This window comes from Brachymonas denitrificans, from assembly GCF_907163135.1.
Classification (GTDB): Bacteria; Pseudomonadota; Gammaproteobacteria; order Burkholderiales; family Burkholderiaceae_C; genus Brachymonas; species Brachymonas denitrificans_A.
In genome coordinates this window covers 2,237,339-2,260,588 of the sequence record NZ_CAJQUA010000001.1, presented here as the reverse complement: position 1 = coordinate 2,260,588, position 23,250 = coordinate 2,237,339, and the positions used below count along the sequence as shown (strand labels likewise).

Annotated in this window: 24 protein-coding genes; 11 read left to right on the top strand and 13 right to left on the bottom strand. The window is 66.5% G+C overall.

Annotation, left to right across the window (positions count from 1 at the left end; translation table 11 throughout):
- The first annotated feature begins 3 nt into the window (after nucleotides 1-3).
- On the top strand, nucleotides 4-354 hold the full coding sequence (locus KKQ75_RS10565) for a DUF3147 family protein (RefSeq protein ID WP_213362119.1): 351 nt from the start codon (nucleotides 4-6) through the stop codon (nucleotides 352-354).
- Between the two features lie 22 nt (nucleotides 355-376).
- Here KKQ75_RS10565 and egtB read toward each other — a convergent pair whose 3' ends face one another.
- Nucleotides 377-1,639: an ergothioneine biosynthesis protein EgtB gene (gene egtB / locus KKQ75_RS10560; protein WP_213362118.1), complete on the bottom strand. Its 1,263-nt coding sequence runs from the start codon at nucleotides 1,637-1,639 to the stop codon at nucleotides 377-379.
- A complete protein-coding gene (gene egtD / locus KKQ75_RS10555) occupies nucleotides 1,605-2,582 on the bottom strand; it encodes an L-histidine N(alpha)-methyltransferase (protein ID WP_250131069.1) in 978 nt (325 codons plus the stop codon). The genes egtB and egtD overlap by 35 nt, the downstream gene beginning before the upstream one ends.
- 279 nt (nucleotides 2,583-2,861) lie before the next feature.
- Here egtD and KKQ75_RS10550 point away from each other — a divergent pair, with 279 nt between their 5' ends.
- Nucleotides 2,862-3,170 carry a hypothetical protein gene (locus tag KKQ75_RS10550; protein ID WP_213362116.1) on the top strand — a complete coding sequence of 103 codons (309 nt, stop codon included), beginning with the start codon at nucleotides 2,862-2,864 and terminating at the stop codon, nucleotides 3,168-3,170.
- A 69-nt stretch (nucleotides 3,171-3,239) separates the two neighbouring features.
- On the opposite strand, the gene purB is transcribed toward KKQ75_RS10550, so the two are convergent.
- Complete coding sequence (gene purB / locus KKQ75_RS10545) at nucleotides 3,240-4,637, bottom strand: adenylosuccinate lyase (RefSeq protein WP_434087726.1); 1,398 nt, start codon at nucleotides 4,635-4,637, stop codon at nucleotides 3,240-3,242.
- A gap of 151 nt (nucleotides 4,638-4,788) precedes the next feature.
- Here purB and KKQ75_RS10540 point away from each other — a divergent pair, with 151 nt between their 5' ends.
- The 5 genes from KKQ75_RS10540 (at nucleotide 4,789) to KKQ75_RS10520 (ending at nucleotide 8,779) form a co-directional block, all read left to right on the top strand.
- Nucleotides 4,789-5,406, top strand: coding sequence for a glutathione S-transferase family protein (locus KKQ75_RS10540; RefSeq protein WP_213362115.1), 618 nt, complete (start codon nucleotides 4,789-4,791; stop codon nucleotides 5,404-5,406).
- A 196-nt stretch (nucleotides 5,407-5,602) separates the two neighbouring features.
- Nucleotides 5,603-5,890 (top strand): FeoA family protein, encoded by a 288-nt coding sequence (locus KKQ75_RS10535; protein WP_213362114.1) that lies wholly within the window; start codon nucleotides 5,603-5,605, stop codon nucleotides 5,888-5,890.
- On the top strand, nucleotides 5,880-7,784 hold the full coding sequence (feoB, locus tag KKQ75_RS10530) for a ferrous iron transport protein B (RefSeq protein WP_213362113.1): 1,905 nt from the start codon (nucleotides 5,880-5,882) through the stop codon (nucleotides 7,782-7,784). The genes KKQ75_RS10535 and feoB overlap by 11 nt, the downstream gene beginning before the upstream one ends.
- Nucleotides 7,785-7,801: 17 nt before the next feature.
- Nucleotides 7,802-7,984 carry a hypothetical protein gene (locus KKQ75_RS10525; RefSeq protein WP_213362112.1) on the top strand — a complete coding sequence of 61 codons (183 nt, stop codon included), beginning with the start codon at nucleotides 7,802-7,804 and terminating at the stop codon, nucleotides 7,982-7,984.
- A 66-nt stretch (nucleotides 7,985-8,050) separates the two neighbouring features.
- Complete coding sequence (locus KKQ75_RS10520; protein WP_213362111.1) at nucleotides 8,051-8,779, top strand: TerC family protein; 729 nt, start codon at nucleotides 8,051-8,053, stop codon at nucleotides 8,777-8,779.
- A gap of 34 nt (nucleotides 8,780-8,813) precedes the next feature.
- Here the strand turns inward: KKQ75_RS10520 and KKQ75_RS10515 are convergent, their stop codons facing one another.
- The 10 genes from KKQ75_RS10515 to aroC all read right to left on the bottom strand — a co-directional run bounded on the left by KKQ75_RS10515 (nucleotide 8,814) and on the right by aroC (nucleotide 20,337).
- On the bottom strand, nucleotides 8,814-10,061 hold the full coding sequence (locus tag KKQ75_RS10515) for an ABC transporter permease (RefSeq protein ID WP_213362109.1): 1,248 nt from the start codon (nucleotides 10,059-10,061) through the stop codon (nucleotides 8,814-8,816).
- 40 nt (nucleotides 10,062-10,101) lie between these two features.
- Nucleotides 10,102-11,301, bottom strand: coding sequence for an ABC transporter permease (locus tag KKQ75_RS10510; RefSeq protein ID WP_213362107.1), 1,200 nt, complete (start codon nucleotides 11,299-11,301; stop codon nucleotides 10,102-10,104).
- A gap of 15 nt (nucleotides 11,302-11,316) precedes the next feature.
- A complete protein-coding gene (locus KKQ75_RS10505; protein ID WP_213362106.1) occupies nucleotides 11,317-12,300 on the bottom strand; it encodes an HlyD family secretion protein in 984 nt (327 codons plus the stop codon).
- A gap of 27 nt (nucleotides 12,301-12,327) precedes the next feature.
- Entirely contained in the window at nucleotides 12,328-13,665 is a 1,338-nt protein-coding gene (locus KKQ75_RS10500) for a TolC family protein (protein WP_213362105.1), read from the bottom strand.
- Between the two features lie 202 nt (nucleotides 13,666-13,867).
- The gene (locus tag KKQ75_RS10495) at nucleotides 13,868-14,755 is read right to left on the bottom strand and encodes a MerR family transcriptional regulator (protein WP_213362104.1); all 888 of its coding nucleotides are present in this window, start codon (nucleotides 14,753-14,755) and stop codon (nucleotides 13,868-13,870) included.
- Between the two features lie 104 nt (nucleotides 14,756-14,859).
- A complete protein-coding gene (gene corA, locus KKQ75_RS10490; RefSeq protein ID WP_213362103.1) occupies nucleotides 14,860-15,846 on the bottom strand; it encodes a magnesium/cobalt transporter CorA in 987 nt (328 codons plus the stop codon).
- Nucleotides 15,847-16,172: 326 nt separating this feature from the next.
- Nucleotides 16,173-17,852 carry a cation acetate symporter gene (locus KKQ75_RS10485; RefSeq protein ID WP_213362102.1) on the bottom strand — a complete coding sequence of 560 codons (1,680 nt, stop codon included), beginning with the start codon at nucleotides 17,850-17,852 and terminating at the stop codon, nucleotides 16,173-16,175.
- Complete coding sequence (locus KKQ75_RS10480; RefSeq protein WP_250131068.1) at nucleotides 17,852-18,148, bottom strand: DUF485 domain-containing protein; 297 nt, start codon at nucleotides 18,146-18,148, stop codon at nucleotides 17,852-17,854. The genes KKQ75_RS10485 and KKQ75_RS10480 overlap by 1 nt, the downstream gene beginning before the upstream one ends.
- A gap of 262 nt (nucleotides 18,149-18,410) precedes the next feature.
- The gene (locus KKQ75_RS10475) at nucleotides 18,411-19,223 is read right to left on the bottom strand and encodes a hypothetical protein (protein ID WP_213362100.1); all 813 of its coding nucleotides are present in this window, start codon (nucleotides 19,221-19,223) and stop codon (nucleotides 18,411-18,413) included.
- Nucleotides 19,224-19,242: 19 nt separating this feature from the next.
- Nucleotides 19,243-20,337, bottom strand: a complete 1,095-nt coding sequence (gene aroC, locus KKQ75_RS10470; protein ID WP_213362097.1) for a chorismate synthase — start codon at nucleotides 20,335-20,337, stop codon at nucleotides 19,243-19,245.
- 51 nt (nucleotides 20,338-20,388) lie between these two features.
- Between aroC and KKQ75_RS10465 the strand changes: the two genes are divergently transcribed.
- From KKQ75_RS10465 to hprK, 4 genes are all read left to right on the top strand, one after another.
- Nucleotides 20,389-20,838, top strand: coding sequence for a DUF2214 family protein (locus KKQ75_RS10465; RefSeq protein ID WP_213362095.1), 450 nt, complete (start codon nucleotides 20,389-20,391; stop codon nucleotides 20,836-20,838).
- A gap of 213 nt (nucleotides 20,839-21,051) precedes the next feature.
- Nucleotides 21,052-21,399, top strand: a complete 348-nt coding sequence (gene hpf / locus KKQ75_RS10460) for a ribosome hibernation-promoting factor, HPF/YfiA family (RefSeq protein WP_213362094.1) — start codon at nucleotides 21,052-21,054, stop codon at nucleotides 21,397-21,399.
- A gap of 198 nt (nucleotides 21,400-21,597) precedes the next feature.
- On the top strand, nucleotides 21,598-22,065 hold the full coding sequence (locus tag KKQ75_RS10455) for a PTS sugar transporter subunit IIA (RefSeq protein WP_213362093.1): 468 nt from the start codon (nucleotides 21,598-21,600) through the stop codon (nucleotides 22,063-22,065).
- A gap of 203 nt (nucleotides 22,066-22,268) precedes the next feature.
- Nucleotides 22,269-23,228, top strand: coding sequence for an HPr(Ser) kinase/phosphatase (gene hprK, locus KKQ75_RS10450; protein WP_213362092.1), 960 nt, complete (start codon nucleotides 22,269-22,271; stop codon nucleotides 23,226-23,228).
- The last annotated feature ends 22 nt before the right edge of the window (nucleotides 23,229-23,250 follow it).

The following is a 23,250-nucleotide window of genomic DNA, read 5'->3' as shown; positions in this document are numbered from 1 at the left end:
ATCATGTGGACCTTGACCTTCAAGGCGCTGCTGTCGGCCGTGCTGATCGTGGCCATCGCAGAACTCGGCAAGCGCAGCAGCTTCTGGGCGGCTGCGCTGGCTTCGCTGCCGCTCACCTCGCTGCTGGCCTTCGTCTGGCTCTACCTGGATACCGGTGATACGGAAAAAGTGGCAGCCACTGCAGGGAGCATCTTCTGGCTGGTGATTCCCTCGTTGCTGCTGTTCGTGCTGCTGCCCTGGCTGCTGCGCAGCGGCTGGGGGTTCTGGCCGGCGTTGCTGCTGTCGTGCGTGGCGACGGCGCTGGCGTATGCGCTGATGGTGTGGTTGCTGCCGCGCTTGGGGATCATGCTCTGATCGGACCGGAGCAGTCATTCCATCAGCGGGCCAGCCGCAGACCCGAAAACTGCCACCGTGCCCCCGCCGGAAAAAAATTCCGGTAGCTGACCCGCGCATGCCCAGCCGGAGTCGCGCACGACCCGCCGCGCAGCACCATCTGTTCCGCCATGAATTTGCCGTTGTACTCCTGCACCGGTCCGTCCCACGGCCGAAAGCCGGGATAGGGCAGGTAGGCACTTTGTGTCCACTGCCACGCCGCATCATCCACTTGCTGCAGCGCGTCCGGCCGGGCCAGCACCGCGTGTTCCCATTCCGCCTCGGTCGGCAGCCGCCACGACGCCCCGGTTCGGTGGGCGAGCCAGGCCGAATAGGCCGCAGCCTCGTACAGGCTGATATGCACGACCGGTGCCTGGTCCGATAGCGGAACCTCGCCACGCAGAGAAAACCGCACCCACGCACCATCTTTCCTCTGTCGCCAGTAGGCCGGCGCCGCGATGCCCAGCCGCTGCACCCAGTCCCAGCCCGCACTCAGCCACCAGCGCACCTGCCGGTAGCCGCCATCCAGCACAAACTCCAGCCATTCGGTTTCCGAAACAAGCTGGTTGCGCAGCACAAACGGCTCTAGCCACACCTTGTGCACCGGGCTTTCGTTGTCGAAGGCAAAGCCATCGCCTGCATGGCCGATCCGGACCAGCCCGCCTTCAAACGCCAGATCCGCGCGAAGCGCCGGATCCGCCAGCGCCGGCTGCGGCGCATCGGGCGCATACACCGCCTGCGCCGGGCAGGGATGGCAGGACAGCAGATGCAGGATATCGGTCAGCAACAGCTCCTGGTGCTGCTGCTCGTGCTGCACGCCCAGCCACACCAGCTGGCGCAGTTGCGGCGGCCCATCGGAGCGCTCCAGCAGGCGCAGCACGCGCGCGTCCACGTCGGCGCGATAGCGCAGCACCTCCCGCAGCGAGGGCCGCGTGACCAGTCCGCGCCGCGGCCGCGCATGCTGCGGCCCGATCGCGTGGTAGTAGCTGTTGAACAGCATGCGGTAGTCCGCATCGAAGGGCATGAAGCCGGGCTCGAAGGCCTCCAGCACAAAGGTCTCGAACAGCCAGGTGGTATGCGCCAGATGCCATTTGGCCGGACTGGCATCGTCCATGCTCTGCACCTGGCAGTCTTCCTCGCTCAGGGGCGCGATCAGCCGCAGCGTGGCAGCACGCGTTGCGGCAAGGCGCTCTGCCAGATCGGCGGGGGCGGCAAAGGGCAGCCGGCCGGGCTCAGGCCGCGGCGGCAAAGAGGGCGAAGCGGGCATGGTCGTCGGTCCAGGAGCGCGGGGCCTGCCAGCCGGCCTGCTGCAGGCAGTCGGCAAAACCGTCCCGCGTCCATTTGTAGGAGTTTTCGGTGTGGATGTACTCGGCATCGGCAAAACGGCGCTCGCCGCCGGGCCAGTGCACGGTCTGCGCACCGATGGCGGCCAGCCGCATTTCCACGCGCTGGCGCTCGCTGTCCACATGGGCGATGTGCTGCCACTGGCGCGGGTCGAAGTCCGCTCCGATCAGCCGGTTCACATGGCGCAGCACGTTGCGGTTGAAGGCGGCCGTCACGCCGGTGGCGTCGTCGTAGGCGGCTTGCAGCTCTGCCGGCGATTTCCACAGATCCACCCCGATCAGCAGCGCACCGCCCCGTGCCACGGCATGCATTTCGCGCAGCAGGCGCAGCGCCTGCTCCGGCTCGAAGTTGCCGATGCTCGAGCCCGGATAGAACAGCACTGCCGGGCGTGCGACATGCGAGGCCAGTTTCGGCAGGTGCCAGACCAGGTCCAGCGCCACGCACTGCATGCGCACGCCGGGATGGCGTGTGCGCAGCCCCAGCAGGGCGCGCTCCACGTGATCGCGCGCCAGATCGACGGCCACATATTCGGTGCAGCCCAGCGGCCCGAACGAGAACGGCGCCTTGCTGCAGCTGCCAGCGCCCAGATCCACCAGCGGCGCCTGCGGTCCGGCATGGTCGGTGAGGAAGCCTGCAATGGGCACGCGATGCTGTTCGGCAATGGCGCGTTCGGTGCGCGTGGGGTAGTACTCGTCCAGCTCCGTGATGGCATCGAACAGGTGGCAGCCCAGTGCATCGTACAGATAGCGCGGCGAGATGCTGGCCTGGCGCTCCATCAGGTGGGCGGCGATGCGCGTGCGCTCGTCCTGCAGCGGTTGCGCAGTGGGGGCGGGAGCGGGGGCAATGGTGTCCAGGGCGGTAGTCAAGCGGGCCTCCTGCGGGGTGGGGTCATGGGGCATGCTACCCCGCCGCGGTGACAGGGCTGTGTGGGACTGGGCCGCATGCCGCCATGGCAGCCACCTGGATGGCACTGCAGGCGGACCCGCAGATCGCCGGCATCCAGCTGCAGCAGATCCCGCCGCAACGCAGGAGGCGATGAAGGCGCTGCCGACGCAGAAACAGGGCATACTCCATCCCGTGTGGCAAACTTGTATCAGAATGTCCTGATGCCGGTTGCGCCGCCACCTGCGGGCTTTCCCTGTCTCATGCGCACGCTTTCGAAAAAACCTGTTGCCTTCCTTGTCGCCTGTGCCGCACCGGTGCTGGTGTTCGTCGTCCTCGTGCTGACTTTCGGCCTTTTCGGCGAAAGCCAGTTCATCGATGCCCTGTTCTTTGCCAGTACCCAGCTGGCGCTGATGAGCATTCCGATCGGCTCCGGGCTCGCGCTGGCCTACAGCTGGCAGAACCGGGGTCGCCTGCGCGCCGACCGCGAACTTCTGGCCGGCCTGCTCGCCATCGGCCATGCGGCCCTGCTGGCCTCCTCGCTGGTGCTGATCTACTGGATGATTGCCTGAGCGAGCGGCGTGCAAAAAACAAGGCCACCGGCCTTGCGGCAGGTGGCCTGGTCGTGAACGCAGCCGCAATCAGGCGCGGCGTGCCAGCTCGGCGGCCTTGCCCACGTAGCTGCCGGGCGTCATGGCCAGCAGGCGTTCCTTTTCGGATTCGGGAATTTCCAGCCCGCGGATCAGGTTGTGCAGATCGGCCGCCTGCACCGTCTTGCCGCGCGTGACTTCCTTGAGCTTCTCGTAGGCGCCCTGCACGCCGTAGCGGCGCATCACCGTCTGGATCGGTTCGGCCAGCACTTCCCAGGCGTTGTCCAGGTCTTCGGCCAGGCGCTCCTCGTTCAGCTGCAGCTTGCCCAGGCCGGTCATCAGCGACTGGTGTGCCAGGATGGCGTAGCCCAGCGCCACGCCCATGTTGCGCAGCACGGTGGAGTCGGTCAGGTCACGCTGCCAGCGGCTGATCGGCAGCTTCTCGCTCAGGTGGCGCAGCAGCGCGTTGGCCAGGCCCAGGTTGCCCTCGGCGTTCTCGAAGTCGATCGGGTTGACCTTGTGCGGCATGGTGGACGAGCCGATCTCGCCTTCCTTCAGCTTCTGCTTGAAGTAGCCCATGCTGATGTAGCCCCAGATGTCGCGGGCAAAGTCGATCAGGATGGTGTTGCTGCGCGCCACGGCATCGAACAGTTCGGCCATGTAGTCATGCGGCTCGATCTGGATGCTGTAGGGCTGGAAGGTCAGGCCCAGGCCGATCGGCTCGGGCGTCTCGATCACGTTGCGGCTGAAGGCTTCCCAGTCCAGATCCGGTGCGGCGCTCAGGTGCGCGTTGTAGTTGCCCACGGCACCGTTCATCTTGCCCAGCAGGGGCACGGCGGCGATCTGGGCGCGCGCCTTGTCCAGGCGCACCAGCACGTTGGCGATTTCCTTGCCCACGGTGGTGGGGCTGGCGGTCTGGCCGTGGGTGCGGCTCAGCATGGGCACCTCGGCAAACTTCTGCGCCATGTCGCGCAGCGTGTTGCAGATGGCGTCCAGGCCGGGCAGCAGCACCTGCTCGCGGCAGGCCTTGAGCTGCAGCGCGTGGCTGGTGTTGTTGATGTCTTCGCTGGTGCAGGAGAAGTGTACGAACTCCGAGGCGTCCTGCAGCTCGGGGCGGCCGTCGAACTTGCCCTTGATCCAGTATTCCACCGCCTTCACGTCGTGGTTGGTGGTCTTCTCGATTTCCTTGATGGCGCGCGCGTCATCCAGGGAGAAGTTCTTCACCAGTTCCAGCAGATACTTGCGGGCACCGGGCGTGAGCGGCTTGAATTGCTCCATGCCGGCATCGCTCAGGGCCATGAACCAGGCCACTTCCACCTGCACGCGGGCGCGCATGTAGCCGTATTCGCTCATGCTGGCGCGCAGGGGCTTGAGTTTGGCGGCGTAGCGGCCGTCCAGCGGCGATACGGCGGTGACGGGGGTGAGGTCGAGGGAGTTCGCTTGCATCATGGGCCACATTGTAGGGAAACTGCAGACGGCGTGGGCAATTCATGCTGCAGTGCAGCAACACTTGCGGATACCGCCTTTTACATCTGCGGCACTGCACCCGGACGCGGACGGCTGGCTACAATGAGGCCTTCGTATAACAGCTGCAACCGGCATGAAACTCTTTGGCTCCACAACCAGCCCCTACGTGCGCAAGGTGCGCGTGGTGATGGCGGAAAAGAAACTCGAATACCAGTTCGAGCCAACCGATGTGTGGGCGCCCGATTGCGACATGGCCGACACCAACCCGCTGGGCAAGGTGCCCACGCTGCAGTTGCTCAAGTCGGGCGACGTCATCTACGACTCGCGCGTCATCGCCGAATACCTCGACACCCTCAGCCCGGTGGGCAAGCTGGTGCCGGCCTCCAGCCGCGACCGGCTGGACGTGAAGGTATGGGAGGCACTTGCCGACGGCGTTTGCGATGCCGGCGCGCTGGCCCGCCTCGAAGCCGTGTGGGACGGCCGCAGCGACGCCGAGCGCAGCCAGGCCTGGATCAACCGCCAGCTTGCCAAGGTGCAGGCCGGCGTGGCCGAGATGGACCGCCGCCTGAGCGACCATCCCCATTGCTGCGGCGTGCACCTCACCCTGGCCGACATCGCCGTCGGCTGCGCGCTGGGCTGGCTGAGTTTCCGCTTTCCGCAGATCGACTGGCGCAGCGAGCATCCCAACCTGGCCCAGCTGCAGGAGCGGCTGGAGCAGCGTCCGAGCTTTGCCGAAACCATGCCGGGCTGAGCTGAGCTGAGCTGAGCGGCACGGCACGGCCACCGGTCATCCCTCCGCCGGGCGCCCGTCTCGTCCGCCGTACTGATGCGCCGGCGATACACCCGGGCCTTGATCCGGGGCAAAAACACGCCGATTGCACGATTCACCGGGGTCTATATCGAGTATGATTCTCATTTAGAACATGCATCGCCGGGCATTCACGATCATGCAACACAGTCAACACGGGATGGAAGACGTGCGCCTGCACGCGCTGCCCATCGGCCAATGGGCCACGGTGCGCCGGGTGCTCCCGGCGCCGGACGGCACTGACGACGCACTGATGCTGCGCCTGCTCGAGATCGGCTTCGTGCCCGGCGAACCGGTGCGCATCATGGCCTCTGCCGGACTGCGGCGCGATCCGCTGGCCGTGCGCGTGGGCCACACCACCTTTGCCCTGCGTCGCCACGAGGCGGACCGCATCTGCGTCACGCCGGGAGTGGCCGATGCGCACTGAACCCCTGCAGTTCCAGCCGCGCGGTTCGCGCCAGCCGCAGCGCATCGCCCTGCTCGGCAATCCCAACTGCGGCAAGACCGCGCTGTTCAACCTGCTCACCGGCAGCCGCCAGAAGGTGGCCAACTACGCCGGCGTCACGGTCGAGCGCAAGGAGGGCATTGCCGTCACACCGCAGGGCCGCAGCGTGTTCGTGCTCGATTTGCCCGGCACCTACAGTCTGCATGCCGCCTCGGCCGACGAGGCGGTGGCGCGCGACGTGGTCACCGGCCGCAGCAACGAGCCCATGCCCGATCTGCTGGTCTGCGTCACCGACGCCACCAATCTGCGCCTGAGCCTGCAGCTGGTGCTGCAGGCGCGCCAGCTCGGCCTGCCGATGCTGGTGGTGCTGAACATGACCGACATGATGCAGGCTGCCCACATCGAGATCGACCGCGCCGCGCTGTCCAGGGAGCTGGGCGTGCCGGTAATCGACGCGGTGGGCGTGCAGGCCGAAGGTGCCCGGGCGTTGCTGCGCGCGCTGGACGAGCCGCTGTCCCCCGCACCGCGCAAGGCGCTGGAGCAGGACTGGAGCCGCCCCCCCTCCACCGCCGATGTGCTGGCGCTGCAATCCGAGGTGCGCCGCATCCACCGCCATGCCGTGCACGAGCCCAAGAAGAAGCTGCAGACCACCGACCGCATCGACCGCGTGGTCCTGCATCCGGTCTGGGGCCCGCTGCTGCTGGCCGCCGTGCTGTTCCTGATGTTCCAGGCCGTGTTCAGCTGGGCTGCCTGGCCCATGGACCTGATCACCGGCAGTTTCGACGCGCTGGGGGGCTGGCTCAGCGAGCACATGCCCGAAGGCGTGCTGCGCAGCCTGCTGGTCGACGGCGTGATCGCCGGGGCCGGCGGCGTGCTGGTGTTTCTGCCGCAGATCCTGATTCTGTTCCTGTTCATCCTGGCACTGGAGGATTCCGGCTACCTGCCGCGCGCCGCCTTCCTGCTGGACCGCGTGATGGGCAAGGTGGGGCTTTCTGGCCGCTCCTTCATCCCGCTGCTGTCCAGCTTTGCCTGTGCCGTACCCGGCATCATGGCCACGCGGACCATCGGCAACTGGCGCGACCGCCTCATGACCATCATGATCGCGCCGCTGATGACCTGCTCGGCGCGCCTGCCGGTGTATGCGCTGCTGATCGCTGCCTTCATCCCTTCGCGCAAGGTCTGGGGCCTGTTCAACCTGCAGGGGCTGGTGCTGTTCGTGCTGTACGTGGCCGGCATTCTTTCGGCCATGCTGGTGGCCTGGAGCATGAAGCGCTGGCGCAAGAGTGCGGAATTCTCCCCGCTGCTGATGGAGCTGCCGGCCTACCGCTGGCCCAACCTGCGCAACCTGCTGCTGGGCCTGTACGAGCGCGCCTGGATCTTCCTGCACCGCGTCGGCACCATCATCCTGGCGCTGACCATCGTGCTGTGGGCGCTGTCGAGCTTCCCCGCGCCGCCGGAAGGCTTCACCGGCCCCGCCATCGAATACAGCCTGGCCGGCCGCCTCGGCCGCCTGCTGGAGCTGGTATTTGCGCCGATCGGCTTCAACTGGCAGATCTCCATCGCGCTGGTGCCCGGCATGGCCGCGCGCGAGGTGGTGGTGGGTGCGCTGGGTACGGTCTACGCACTCTCCGGCAGTGGCGATGGGGTGGCGGAAGCGCTGTCGCCACTGATCTCTGCGCAATGGTCGCTGGCCACCGCGCTGTCGCTGCTGGCCTGGTTCGTGTTTGCGCCGCAATGCCTGTCCACGCTGGCCGCGGTCAAGCGCGAGACGCACAGCTGGCGCCATGTCTGGATCATGGCGGCCTATCTGTTCGGCCTGGCCTATCTGGCCAGCTTCATCACCTACCGCGTGGCATTGGCGCTGGGCGCGGGCTGAGGCAGGAGGAGACCAGCATGTGGCAGGAAATCATCGTCTATGCCGTGGTGGCGCTGGCCGCCGTGTATGCCGTCTGGAAGCTGATGCCGGGCGCCTGGCGCGAGCGCCTGGGGGGCAAGGCGGGCGGCTGCGGTGATGCCGGCAGCAGCGACGCCTGTGCCAATTGCCCGGGCAAGCGCGACGGCGGCAGTTGCCACTGAAGCAGCACTGACACGCAGCGCTCGTACAATAAAGGGTTGACGGCGCGGGGCGCCGGAAAGGATTGTATGGAGTTGCTGTCTCCCGGCTGGTGGTCTTCGCTGCTGGCCATTATTCTGATTGACCTGGTACTGGCGGGTGACAACGCCATCGTGATCGCGCTGGCGGCGCGCAACCTGCCCAAGCACCTGCAGCGGCGCGCCATCGTCTGGGGCACGCTGGGTGCGGTGGTGGTGCGTACCCTCATGACCATTGGCGTGGTCTGGCTGCTGCGCATTCCGGGTCTGATGCTGGTCGGTGGTCTCGGCCTGATCTACATCGCCTACAAGCTGCTCTCCGACGAAAGCCACGACGAGGAAGGCGGCGAAAGCGCCACCTCGTTCTGGGGCGCCATTAAAACCATCGTGGTCGCCGATGCCCTGATGGGCGTGGACAACGTACTCGGCGTGGCCGGTGCCGCGCACGGCGCCATCGACCTGGTGGTGGCCGGCCTGCTGATCAGCATCCCGATCATGGTGTTCGGCAGCTCGCTGGTGCTCAAGCTGGTGGATCGTTTCCCCATCATCACTTTCCTCGGCGCCGGCGTGCTGGCCTTTACTGCGGCCAAGATGATCGTGAACGAGCCGTGGCAGCTCAAGGCCTTCTTTGCCACCAGTCCGCTCTGGTACTGGGGTTTCGTGGCCCTGGTGGTGGCCCTGGTGCTGATCGCTGGCTGGCGCCGCCAGCGCCAGATCCATGCGCAGGAAGTGGAAGAAGTCAACGAGGCGCTGGCACGGCAGGAGGCGGGGCAGCGCTGATTTGCAGCACCGCGGTTGCGTTCGTGCATCGCGCCTACCGGCGTTTTGAGCCCAGCCGGATCAATGCCGCGAAGCCTGTCGCTCCGAGCACAGCCAGCGCCAGCATCTGCGGCGCCACGTCCGCCAGGCTGGCCCCCATCTGGTTGAGTCGGATCGAGGCCTCGATCGCGGGCGTACTGGGCGACAGCCAGCGCAGCAGTTGCAGGGCTTCCGGCAGCGCACTCACCGGCCAGGGGTGGCCGCTCAGGAAGAACAGCGGCAGCGCCCCGAACAGCAGCAGCTGCATGGCACGCTCGCGGTTGCGCAGCGCCAGCCCCAGCAGGCAGCCCAGCGCGGCGCAGGCCAGGCTGAACAGCGCGATCAGCAGCACGCTGGCCGGCACGTTGCCGCCATGGCCGTAGCCCTGCCACTGGAACAGCCAGCCGAAGTAGAACGCCCCCAGCAGCGCATTCGGCACGGCCAGTGCCACGACGCGTGCCGTCCAGCCGGCGGCAGTAGTGCGCAGCAGGGGAGGCGCAGCCGCCGGCATGGAACCCTCATGTGACGCTGGCGCATGGCCGCTTTCGGGGCCATCAGTGACTCGCAGGGCGCCGGAGTTCTGCAACTGCTGCCGCAGCACCGGCTCCGGTTCCGACTCCGCTTCCTGCTCCGCCCAGGTGCCGATCAGCATCCCCGCCGCCATCAGCAGCGTCTGCTGCAGGATCAGCATCGCCACCGCCGGCACCAGGCTGCTGCCATAGCCTTCGGCCGGATTGAATTGCGCCACGGCCTGCAACGGTACCGGGTCGCGCAGCGCATTGGCCACGTCAGGCGCCACCCCGCGTGCACCCAGCTGGCGCAGCTCGATCCCCGCCGAGACCGTGCCCACCGCCTCCGCAAAGCCGTACAGCACCGTCTTGTTCAGCAGCAGGTAGCTGCCATTGGCGGCCACCGGCACCACCGCCTGCCGGCCGCGCAGCACGTCGCGCTTGAGATCACGCGGCAGCACCGCATAGCCGACGATGCGTCCTTCCCAGAACGCCTGTTTCGCCTCCGCCTCGGACGCCAGCGTCTGCACGGCCAGCCGCGGGCTGGCCTGGGCAAAGCGCGTGATCTGGCGCGACAGGGCCGAGTGGTCCAGATCGACCACCGCCACCGGCACGCGCTGCGCCACTTCGGTGCTGTAGGGCCAGGGGTAGAAGAAGCCGTAGATTACCGGCGCGATCACCAGCAGCAGCACGGTACCGGCATCGGTAAAGGCGGCACGCCAGGTGGCCAGCAGTTCGCGCAGAAAGGTCGCCATCAGCAGACCTCCCGCCCTGCACAGGGACGAAGTGCCGCCATCAGCGTGCCCCCCAGCGTTCGGGCAGCGCCTGCGCGCGGCGCAACGCCAGCGCCGCCAGCGCCAGCGTTGCCAGCGTTCCCAGGGCCAGGCTTGCCAGCGGCCAGACGGCCAGCGCCAGCGGCGCCTGCATCTCCAGCATGCGCACCTGCAGCTGCAGGTAGTGCGTGAGCGGCAGTGCATTGGCCCAGAGCTGGGCGCCCGGCGGCATCGCCAGCACCGGATAGCCCACGCCGCTGAAGGCAAACGCGGGTGCAGTGATGAATCCGGTCATCGACAGTGCCATGCGCAACGACAGCGTCAGCGAGGCGGCCAGCGCCCCCAGCGCCACCGACAGCAGCACCAGCAGCAACAGGCCCGACCAGGTCATGACCCAGGCGCCCGGTGCGGCGTGCAGCCGCGTCGTCATCAGGGTGAAGGCCACGCTGGCGGCTGCCATCATGCCCAGCATGGGCCACACCACCTTGCCCAGGATCGCGGCCAGCAGTTCGCTCCAGCGCGGCAGCGCGCCGAAGGATTCGCCGATGGCATCGCGCAGCCAGACGTCGAGCGAGCGGTCGCGCAGCTTGCGTCCCATGGCCCAGGCACCGGCCGTCATGGCCAGGATGTGCAGCAGCGCCGGCATCAGCGTGGTGGCCAGAAACACCTGGTAGTTGGCGGAGATGTTGAACAGCCCGGCGGCATCGAGGCGCAGCGGCGCGAGAGCCTGCTCGGCCTGTGCCGGGCTCTGCCCGCGCCGCATGCGCGCCTCCAGTTCGATGCCGGCCGAAAGGGCCCCGATGGCTGCACGCACATCGCGCTGCACCGCGCCCGAGGGCATGCTGCGCTGGGCGTTGTGCACCAGCACCACGCGCGTGGGCCGTGCGCTTGCAACCTGCCGCGCAAAGTCTGGCGGAATCTGCACATAGGCCTCGATACGGCCGCTGCGCAGTGCCTGTTCGGCCTCACGCTCGCTCGCCAGCGAACGGGTGATGTCCAGCCCGGGCGAAGCCTGCAGCAGGCGCGCCGCCTGGCGCGACAGCGCGCTGTGATCCTGATCCAGCAGGCCGATCGGCAGCTTTCCCGGCAGTCCGGCCGAGAAAATCCACCACAGCAGCAGCACGGTCAGCATGGGCACCAGGCTGATCATGGCCAGGTCCCAGGGATCTTCGCGCAGGCGCTCCCACTCATGCAGGGCGCTGGCTCGGGCGATGCGCAGCATGGCTTGCCCCCCGGCTCAGGGCTGCACCAGCACGCTCATGCCGGGGCGCACGCCGGCAATCGGCTGCAGTGGCCTGGCCTTGATCTCGAAGGTGCGCATGTCGAAGCCCTGGTCGCTGCGCGTGGCACGCCAGGTGGCAAAGTCCGGCAGCACCGAGCTGGCGGTGACCTTGAACACCACCTTGTCCTGCTTCAGCGCCGGGATGCTGCCCTCGAACTGGCTGCCGATGGCAAAGCGCTGCACCCGGTCCTCGCGCACGTTCAGCACCAGCCACTGGTCCTGCAGGTCGACCACGGTGACTACCGGCACGCCCTGCGGCGCAATCTCGCCGACCTTGGCGTAGACCTTGGCCACTTCGCCAGCCACCGGGCTGGACAGGGCCGCTTCGGACTGCGCCACGCGCGCCTCGGCCACCACGGCAGCCACCTGGCGCTCCTGCGCGTTGGCGGCGGCACGGTCCTCGCTGCGGGCACCGGCCACGGCCAGGTCGTACTGGGCACGGGCCGCCGTGGCCTGATCGCGTGCGGCCACGAAATTGGCATAGGCTTCATCGCGCTTCTGCGCGGCCACCAGCCCTTCTCGTGCGAGCCGGTCCACGCGCTGCCAGCTCTTGCTGGCCAGATCGGCCGCGGCCTGGGCGCGCTGCCAGTTGGCGCGGGCCATTTCCACTTCCTGCGGACGGGCGCCATTGGCGGCCTTGCGCGCCACCGCGCTGGCGGCATCGCGCGCGGCCTGTGCCTGCGCCACCTTGGCCTCGATCTCGGGGCTGTCCATGCGGATCAGCGCGTCTCCGGAGCGCACCTGCTGGCCTTCGCGCACCAGCACCTCGCCAATGCGGCCGGCCACCTTGGGCGCCACATCGGTTTCCTGCGCCTCCATCTGCCCTTGCAGCACCACGGCGGGCGGCACGGCGGCACGCCACAGGCCGTAGCCGATGGTGCCCGCCACGGCCAGCAGGGCCAGGGCCAATACGGTCTTGCGAAGCGTCGTTTTCTGCATGCAATGCTTTCGGAAAATCAGGGGGCGTCAGCGCAGCCGCACATCGGCGCGCTGGGCGTAACTGTCGAACTGCTCGGGTACGCCGGCACTCTCCAGCAGGCGCGACAGCGCCAGCACATAGTCATGCGCGGCCTTGGCGCGTTCGGTTTCGGCCTTGGTGTACTGGGTATGCGCATCGATCAGGTCGATCATGGTGCTGGTGCCCTCGCGCAGACCGCTGGAGCGCAGGCGCATCATCTCCTGCGCCAGCTGCACGCCGGGCGCCAGCGCCAGATACTGCTGGCGGGCGTCGTCGAGGGCGCGCCAGTTCTTTTCCACCAGCAGCGCGATGTCGCTGCGCACCTGTGCATCGGTGCGTTCGGCCTGGATGATGCGCTGCGCCGCAGCCTGCTGCATGGCGCTGCGGTCCACCGAGGACCACAGCGTCCAGTTGGCCTGCACACCGGCCATCCAGCTGCTGTTGTTGCGCTGCAGTTCGCGCCGGCCGAACAGGGTCACGGTCGGTTTCCAGCGCGAGGATTCCAGCGCATGCAGCTGCTCGGCCTGTGCTTTCTTCGCCGCAACCTTCTCCAGCCCGGGGTGATGGCCCAGCGCCAGCTGGCGGAACTGCTCCAGCGGCGGCAGCGGGCGCGTATCGACGAACAGTGGCGTGCTCGGCTGCACTGCCTGCTCGCTGTGCAGCAGGCTTTGCAGGGCGGCCTGCGCCAGCGCCAGGTCGCCCTGCGCCTTGAGCTGCTCGCGCCGCGCCTGCTCCAGCGCCACGCTGGCCTGCAGCCGGTCCACACGGGCGATCATGCCGACCTGCAGCAGCCGCTCGGCGGCATGGTCATGCTCGGCAATGGTGCTGGCGGCCTGCTGGCGCAGCATCAGCGCACGGCGGGCCAGCTGCACGCCGAAATAGCGCTGTACCAGCGTGTCCTCCAGCTGGTGCGCGGTGTGCTGGGCCTCTGCCGCGGCCTCCTGCTGCTGGGCCGCGCTGAATCCCCTCACGGCACGCGTCAGGCCACCGGTATAGACCGGCCAGACGGCGTTGACGGACTGGCTGGTGCGGGTGCCTGTCACCTCGTAGGGAAGCGTGTCGGGAATGGCCTGCGGCAGCCGCGTCACCAGCTGCCCCAGCGGCGCCGGAAACAGCGCACCCACGCCGGAGAGCTGGCCGCCCATGTCCTGCCTGAGTTCGGCCGTGTCCAGGTCGCCCTGCAGGTTGTAGCGGGTCGCTCCGGCAGACAGGCCGACCATCGGGCCGCCCAGATACTTCAGGCTGTCGGTCTGCAGACGCTTGCTTTCCACCGCGGCCTGGGCTGCCGCAAGCTGGTCGGAAACCTGCAGCAGGCGCGTGCGTGCGTCCTGCAGGCTGATGGCCATGGCTCCGCGGGAGGCAACTCCTGGCGTGGCCGGCATCCGATCAACGGCAGCGGACAGCTTTCCAGTGCCGGCGGGTGCAGGGGGCACCGGCCGGCCTGATTCTGCAGCCAGGGGAGCCGCAACCGGCTTGACAGGGCCGGCGGCGAGGGCGCCCGGCACCGCAAGCCCCAGAGATACTGCCAGCCCCCAGGCCGGCAGGCGCTCACGCCGCATCCGTCGATCCGGCCGCATCGTGCTGGTCCGTCCCGGTGCGTTGCGATGCGCCCAGCAGACTGGTCGAGAGCGGACGCAGGTTCTGGGCAAGATGCTCGGCCTCCTGTTGCAGCAGCACCGGCAGCATGGCCTGCACCGCTTCCAGCAGCAGCAGCGGGGCGCTTTGCAGCAGGCGCTGCACCTGTTCGTCCGAATCGGCCTCGGGGCGACGGCCCGCTTCCTGCAGCACGGTACGCAGGCTGCTGCGCACCAGGCGGCGCAGGTCGCGACTCACGGTTTCCTGCATCTCCAGCGCATCGTCCAGTGGCACGCCCATGTCGGCCAGCTGCTGGGCGATGGCGCGCAGGCCGGGCGTCAGGTATTCGATGCTGCCATCAGGCAGGATGCGCTGCAGGCCGCTGCGCACCAGCTGTTCGGTCTGCGCCGGGGTGAAGTCGGCGCGCCAGGTGGCCTCGATGGTGGACAGGGGCAAGCGCAGCGCTTCCTGGTCCACCGGAATGTGCCAGGACAGCACGCGCGCCAGATCCCCAAGCTTGTTCCAGGCGCCACTGGACTCGTTGCGGTTGTTCTGCTCCACCACGGCCTTGATGCGCTCCAGGCTCAGGCCCTGGCCGCGCAGGGTGCGGATGGCCTGCAGCTGCGCCAGATGCTCCTCGCCATACAGGCCCAGGCGGCCGCGCAGCGTGGGCGGCGGCAACAGGCCGGTACTGTTGTAGGCGCGCACGTTGCGCACCGTCATCCCGACCTGGGTGGCCAGCTCCTCGATGGTCATGGTGTGGGCGCTGGCCGGACGGCTCTGCTGCACGGCGCGCAGCGCGCTGTCGGTGGCCAGCGTGGTGTGCGGCCGCTCGGAAGAGGGTGGAGTGAATGCGGTCATGAGCGTGTCGGTTTTCAATGTGACAGAAATTATGTCGCATTAGAAATGTCATATAGAGTGTCCGACCTTATTCTGTCGCAACAGTTACAGATTGGCCACAGGGTTTACTTGAGCCAGCCGCGCTTGCGGAAGTACCACATCGGCAGCAGCGCGCTGGCAATCATCAGGCCCAGCGCCCAGGCGTAGCCATACTGCCATTCCAGCTCCGGCATGAAGCGGAAGTTCATGCCATACAGGCTGGCCACCAGCGTCGGCGGCAGCAAGGCCACGCTGGCCACCGAGAACAGCTTGATGATCTTGTTCTGGTTGATGTTGATGAAACCGACCGTCGCATCCATCAAAAAGTTGATCTTGTCGAACAGGAAGGTGGTGTGGCTGTCGAGCGAGTCGATGTCGCGCATGATCTGGCGTGCCTCCTCGAACTGCTCGGCATTGAGCATGCGGCTGCGCATCATGAAGCTGACGGCGCGGCGCGTGTCGGTCGCATTGCGGCGGATGCGGCCGTTCATGTCTTCCTGGCGCGCAATGGTGGCCAGCACCTCGCCGGCCACGTCGTCCGTCACGTCACCTTTCAGCACGCGCGCGCTGGCATGCTCCAGCTCTTCGTGGATCTCTTCCAGCGTGTCGGCGCTGTACTCGGCGTCGGCGTCGAACAGCTTGAGCAGCAGCTCCTTGGCATCGGTGATCAGCCCCGGCATGCGGCGTGCGCGCAGGCGCAGCAGGCGGAACACCGGCACCGTGTCGTCGTGGATCGAGAACAGGATGTTGTAGCTCTTGAGCTCGGGATTGCTCTGGTTCAGGATGAAGGCCACGCGCTCGGTGCTCGGGTCGTCGAAATCGGCCACCAGAAAGTCGGCGCGGATGTGCAGTTCGCCGTTGTCTTCCTCGTAGAAGCGGGCGGATTCCTCGATGTCCTCGTCCATCGCGTCTTCGGGAATGGACAGGCCGTAGTGCTGCTTGATCCAGCGTTTCTCTTCGAGGGTGGGGTCTTCCAGATCGACCCAGATCGGCTTGAAGCGGGTCAGCTCCTCGAGCGACTCGATTTCTTCCTGGAACAGGCGGCCATTGGCCAGCGTGAAGATGTTCAGCATGACGGATTTCCTGCGGCCACGCACGATGCACGACCGGTATGGCGGGATAACGGGGGGCGGGAGGTGCTTCCGCTGCCCGCGACCGCCGGCTCAGGGCCGCGAATCCGTCAGGTGCGGAAGCTAGCAACTAGGGCTAGGTTCCATGGGGTGTAAGCAAGCGCTCCACATAATGAAGAAGCTGGGATTATCGCACTGCAGCATGACAGCCACAAGGCGCGCGGCAGGGGAATGCAACAACGCACAAGCAAAACGGGCATGCCGTTGCCGACATGCCCGCCCGGGGAATCAGAGGCGCCCGCCTGCGAGGCAGGGCCCCTTGTGCTGGATCAGTGGTTCGAAGCCGCCGCCGCGCCGTACCCGGTCTGTGCACGCACATACTGGTCGTCGAAGGCGTCGATCTCGTTCCTGGCACGCACGCTGCTGTCCGTCTTGGAGAAGATGTAGGCCAGCAGGAAGGCCACCGGCATGGCGAACAGCGCCGGCTGCGTGTACGGGAACAGCGGGGCCGGGTTGTGCAGCACGTCCACCCAGACCGACTTGGAGAACAGCACGAACAGCACGGCAGACACCAGGCCGCCGTAGCCGCCCCACAGCGCGCCGCGCGTGGTCAGGCCCTTCCAGTACATGGACAGGATCAGCACCGGGAAGTTGGCCGCAGCCGCCACGCCGAAGGCCAGACCCACCATGAAGGCGATGTTCTGCTTCTCGAAGGCAATGCCCAGCACGATGGCCAGCAGACCCAGCACCACGGTGGCGTACTTGGAGACGCGGATCTCGTCGGTTTCGGACACCTGGCCCTTCTTGATCACGCGGGCGTACAGGTCATGCGAGATGGCGGAAGCACCGGCCAGCGCCAGGCCCGACACCACGGCCAGGATGGTGGCAAAGGCCACGGCTGCCAGGAAGCCCAGCAGCATGTTGCCGCCCACCGCCTTGGACAGGTGCATTGCCACCATGTTGCCGCCGCCGATCAGCTTGCCCTGCAGGTCGCCGCCCTCGAAGAACTCGGGGTTCTGGCCCACGATCACGATGGACGCCAGGCCCATGATGAAGATCACGTTGAAGAAGTAGGCCACGAAGCCGGAGGCGTACAACACGGACTTGCGCGCTTCCTTGGCATCGGTCACGGTGAAGAAGCGCATCAGGATGTGCGGCAGGCCGGCGGTGCCGAACATCAGGCCCAGGCCCAGCGAGATGGCGGTGACCGGATCGGCCAGCAGGCTGCCCGGATACATCAGCTTGTCGCCCAGCTTGTGCACGGCGGTGACGCGCGTGATCATCTCGCTGTAAGAGAAGCCGAACTGGCTGAAAGCCAGCACCATCACCAGCGTGCCACCGGCCAGCAGCAGGCCGGCCTTGATGATCTGCACCCAGGTGGTGGCGACCATGCCGCCGAAGGTCACGTAAACCATCATCAGAATGCCCACGGCAAAGATGGCGACGTTGTAGTCCAGGCCGAACAGCAGCTTGATCAGCTGGCCGGCGCCGACCATCTGCGCGATCAGGTAGAAACACACCACGGTCAGCGAGGACACGGCGGCCATGGTGCGGATCTTGCCCTGGTCGAGGCGGTAGGCGGTGATGTCCGAGAAGGTGAAGCGGCCCAGGTTGCGCAGGCGCTCGGCCATCAGGAACAGGATGATGGGCCAGCCGGCGAAGAAGGCCATCATGTAGATGTAGCCGTCGTAGCCGGAGGTGAAGGTCATGGCCGTCAGGCCCAGCAGCGTGGCGGCCGACATGTAGTCACCCGCGATCGCCATGCCGTTCTGAAAGCCCGTGATGCCGCCGCCGGCGGTGTAGAAATCGGCGGCCGACTTGGTACGGCGTGCCGCCCAGTAGGTGATGCCCATGGTCAGCGCCACGAACACCAGGAACATGATGATGGCGTGCCAGTTGGTGGCCTGCTTCTGGATGGCGCCTTCCATGGCGGGGCCGGCGGCCAGTGCCAGTGCGGGAGCGGCCAGCAGCGGGGCGGCCAGCAGGCGGGAAATCGGTTTGCCTTGCATCACTTGCCTCCCTTGGCCGCGTCGCGGATGATCTGCTGGTTCAGGGCGTCGAACTCGGTGTTGGCACGGCGCACGTACAGGGCGGTCAGCACCCAGAACAGGATGAACAGGAACAGCTCCAGCACCACGCCCACGGTGAACTTGGAACCGGCCGCGATGGGCTGGCCCAGCGCCGTGGGGTTGAAGGCCACGGTCAGCACGAAACCGTAGAACAGCACCAGCACCACGATGGCCAGCGTCCAGGCGAAGCGGCTGCGTCGGCGCACCAGCTCCTTGAATTGCGGATGGTTCCGCATGTTTTTGTAAATGGCACTGCTCATGCGCCTGCCCCTTTCTTGTCTATATTTACGTTTACGTCAACTTCACTTTGTCCGGGGCGGATTGTAGGCGGCGGAGTTTCCGTCTGGCTTACAAATGGAAAAAATTGTCGTATTAGCGACAAAACAGGGGTTTTCGCTGACATTTAAACGACGATGTCTGCATGATGAGCCAAAAAAGCAAGGGTAAACCCTTGGTATTGGCGCCCGTGCAGCGGGCTGCGGGCGTGGGCAAGCCGCGTCAGGCCGTCGTGCTGCCGCGCGACAGGGCGGCGAGCATCTGTTCCAGCCGGCCCGGTTCCAGCGCCAGCACCGCCTGCGCCCCATCCAGCAGTCCCTGCTTGACTAGCACTTTCTGTTCATCGGGCGTCGGCCCCCGCTGCAGCTGACGCTGGAAATCCTCCAGCAGGGAGCCGTCGCCATGGGCCAGAAAATAATCCCAGCGGTTGCACTGTCCGTAGGTCTTGTGGTTGCCCTCGCCCATGCCGGAGGGGAACATGTTGGCATTGAGCGTGGCCAGGTGCTCGAGGATCTGCGCGTCGTCCTCGCCCGCCAGCTTGCGGTGCGCGATCTCCCCGAACACGTCGCGCGTGCGGATGCCGAAATCGTCCTCGTTCTCGATCGCCAGCGGAAAATACAGTTCGCTGCGACCCCCCACTTTCTCTAGGCACAGCGTGTACTGGTTGAGCCAGGCATGCGCCTCGCCCATTTCGCGTGAACGGGCGTAGGCTTCGGCCGAGTCGAAGCTGTCCATGGCATTCCACTGCTCGGGGTAGAACAGGGCATGTCCCAGCTCGTGTGCCAGCGAGGAATAGCGCGAATGCGTGCGCTGCGCCGGGTCCTCCGGCACATAGAAGCTGATGGCCGAAGGATGGCCGTTGGCGGCTGAAAAATCCGCAGGAATGGTCTGGATGCATCCGCCCTGCGCGTGAAAGCGCGTGAGTTGCTCCCACATCGGCGGCGTGTTGCGCACGGCCTGGATTTCCGGCTCGGGGAAGCCGGCGCTGCGCAGGTCCGACAGGATGGCGACCGGGTCGAACGGAAGGGCGGGCATGGGGAAGACGTTGGGCGCGTCAGCCCAGTCGCGCCACATCGGGCGTCGCCACGCGCACATCCGCGCACTGCGCGCGGTGCCGCAGCACGTGCTCCATCACCACCAGCGCCAGCAGCGCCTCGGCGATCGGCGTGGCGCGGATGCCGACACAGGGGTCGTGCCGGCCCTTGGTCTGCACCACGGTCGGGTTGCCCTGCAGGTCGATCGAGTCGCGCGGCGTCATGATGGAGCTGGTCGGCTTGATGGCGATGCTCACCTCCAGATCCTGCCCGCTGCTGATGCCGCCCAGGATGCCGCCGGCATGGTTGCTGGCAAAGCCCTGCGGCGTGGGCGAATCGCCGTGGTAGCTGCCCTTCTGAGCTACCGTGGCAAAGCCGTCGCCGATCTCCACGCCCTTGACGGCGTTCAGGCCCATCATGGCGTGGGCGATGTCGGCGTCGAGGCGGTCATAAATCGGCTGGCCCAGGCCCACCGGCACCTGTGTGGCCGTTACGCGCAGGCGCGCGCCGCAGCTGTCGCCGGCCTTGCGCAGGCTGTCCATGTAGGCTTCCAGTGCGCTCACGTCGGCGCAGGGAGCGAAAAAGGGATTGTTCGGCACATGCTCCCAGCCCTCGAAGGCAATCGGCAGCTCGCCCAGTTGCGTCATGCAGCCGCGGAATTCCATGCCGAATTTTTCCTTCAACCACTTTTTCGCCACCGCACCGGCCGCCACCGTGGGTGCCGTCAGCCGCGCCGAGGAGCGCCCGCCGCCGCGCGGATCGCGGATGCCGAACTTGTGCCAGTAGCCGTAGTCGGCATGGCCGGGGCGGAAGGTCTGCAGGATCTCGCCATAGTCCTTGCTGCGCTGGTCGGTGTTGCGGATCAGCAGGCAGATCGGCGTGCCCGTAGTGCGCCCCTCGTACACGCCGGAGAGGATCTCCACCTGGTCGGCCTCGGCACGCTGCGTCACGTGGCGGCTGGTGCCGGGGCGGCGCCGATCGAGGTCGGGCTGGATGTCTTCGGCCGACAGCAGCATGCCCGGCGGGCAGCCGTCGATCACGCAGCCGATGGCCGGGCCGTGGGATTCACCGAAATTGGTGACTGCAAACAGGTTTCCTAAAGTATTGCCGCTCATGCCGCGATTATCGGGGATAAGCTAGCGGGTGCCCTGATTTTTGGAGTTCGCATGCTGGAAGCCACCCTCGCCTATCTGCATTTCATCGCCATCCTGAGCATGACCGTATTCCTCGGCTCCGAGGCGGCGCTGTGCCGCACCGAGTGGATGAACGGCGCCATGCTGCGCCGCCTGGTGCGCGTGGACGCGATCTACCTGACGTTTGCCGCGCTGGTGCTGGTAACCGGCACGGCGCGCATGGTGTGGGGGGCGAAAGGGCTGGACTGGTACCTGGCGCAGCCCTTGCTGCACCTGAAGATCACCATCTTCCTGGTGATGCTGTGGCTGTCGGTGAAGCCGGCGCTACGTTTTCGCCAGTGGGTGCGCGCGCACGAGGCCGACGGCAGCCTGCCGGCCGAGCCCGAGGTGCGCAGCCTGCGCCGCCGGCTGATGTTGTCCTCGCACCTGATGCTGGTCATCCCGCTGCCGGCCGTGCTGGTGGCGCGGGGCTTCAGCTTCTGATCATGCCCCTTTTTTTGCGGTGCGCAAACCGGCCCCTCATTAACCCTGAGATGGATCAAGAAATATTTCTGTCATCTTGTTTTTTGCCGGGGGCAGCCGCATAGTAGAGACAACGGACGGGTGGATGTGACGGCACCTCCCGCCGGGCGGCCCCGACCTTTCAGGCGGGCCGGAATTGAAGAAGTGCAAGGCCAAAAGGCCAAGGAGGACTTTATGAATCTGACCATCAGTGGACATCACCTGGAAGTGACCCCTGCCCTGCGCGACTACGTAACCACCAAGCTTGATCGCATCACCCGTCATTTCGATCAGGTCGTCGACGTTCGCGTGCTGCTGTCCATCGACAACACCAGCGACAAGGACCGCAGGCAGCGTGCCGAGTGCAATATCCGCGTCAAGGGAAGCGACATCCATGCCGAAAGCAACCAGCAGGACATGTACGCAGCCATCGACGACTTGATGGACAAGCTCGATCGACAGATCATCCGCCACAAGGACAAGCTGACCACGCATAATTCCGAGGCCCAGCGCCGCATGATCCAGGAAATGCAGCAGCAATAATCCCGGCGCAACCCAGGATGCAGCCTGATGCCGTCGCATCAGGCTGTTTTGTTTTTTCTGTACCCCACTTTGTCGCCGCATCCGCACGAAAGCGGCGTTTGACCCCGGTTGTCCGACAAGGCTTGTCGCGCATGACAGGGTTTTTACCGACCAAGGTTCTACAATGTGTGCATAATCGGGCAAAGTCTGCGTTAACCAATGAATCGTCTCGCCTCCATCCTGCCAGCCTCCCAGGTCGTCGTCGACGTCGACGTCACCAGCAAGAAGCGCGCCTTCGAAGAAGTCGGCCTGCTGTTCGAAGACCTGCACAACCTGAGCCGTGCCACCATCACCGACAGCCTGTTCGCACGCGAACGGCTGGGTTCCACCAGCCTGGGCCACGGGGTGGCGATCCCGCATGGCCGCATCAAGGGCCTGAAGGCGCCCATGGCGGCGCTGTTCCAGCTGGCCCGCCCGATCGGTTTCGATGCGCCGGACGACAACCCCGTCAGCCTGCTGATCTTCCTGCTGGTGCCCGAAACGGCCACGCAGAAGCACCTCGAAATCCTCTCCGAGATCGCCGAAATGCTGAGCGACAGCGAACTGCGCGAAAAACTCATGACCACGCACGACTCGCTGGCCCTGCACCAGCTGGTGTCCGACTGGCAGTCGATCCAGCCGAACTGATTGCGGCCAGAATCAACCGGGCGACCTGCGGGTCGCCTTTTTCATGGGCGCCTGCCCGGGATGGAGGGGGCGCGCATCCTGGCAAAACCGCTGCCGGCGCTGCTGCAGCCCGCGTGGTGCTGGGTTACATTAGGTTATCCGGCTGCGGCTGGCCATCACGGATGGGCGGCCCGGCATTTCTTCCGTTTTCCGCGATCGCCATCATGAAACACACCGTCATCAGTGCCGACGTGCTGTTCGAAGATTTCCGTACCACGCTGCGCTGGCAGTGGCTGGCAGGCCTGGGGGCCTCGGAGCGCCGCTTCGAGGAAGTGGCGGTGATGGAAGCCGCCTCCGGCGCCGACCTGGTGGGCTACCTGAACTACATCCATCCCTACCGCGTACAGGTGCTGGGCGAACGCGAGGTGCATTACGTGACCAAGGCCACGCCCGAGGACGTTGCGCGCCGCATCGCGCGCATCGTCACGCTGGAGCCGCCGGTGCTGATCGTGGCCGATGGCCAGACGCCGCCCGAGGCGCTGCTGCAGATGTGCGAGCGCGCCCAGATCCCGCTGTTCACCACCGACGAGTGCGCCGCCTACGTGATCGACCTGCTGCGCACCTACCTGTCCAAGCATTTCGCCAACCGCGACACCATGCACGGCGTGTTCATGGACATCCTGGGGCTGGGCGTGCTGATCACCGGCGAATCGGGCCTGGGCAAGAGCGAGCTGGGGCTGGAGCTGATCTCGCGTGGCAACGGCCTGGTGGCCGACGATGCGGTCGATTTCTACCGCATCAACCAGACCACCATCGAGGGGCGCTGCCCCGAGTTGCTGCAAAACCTGATGGAGGTGCGTGGCATCGGCCTGCTCGATATCCGCGCCATCTTTGGCGAGATCGCGGTACGCCGGCGCATGCGGCTGCGCATGATCGTGCACCTGGTGCGCAAGGAAACCATGGAGCGTGACTACGAGCGCATGCCGGCCGAGCCGCTCTACCAGGACGTGCTGGGCGTGCCGATCCGCAAGACGGTGATCCAGGTGGTGGTGGGCCGCAACATCGCCGTGCTGGTCGAGGCGGCCGTGCGCAACACCATTCTCGAGCTGCGCGGCATCAACACCTACGAGGAATTTGCCGCGCGCCAACGTGCCGCCATGCTCAGCGGCTTCCAGGACGACTGAGCGATTCCGGCGAATGGCTCCC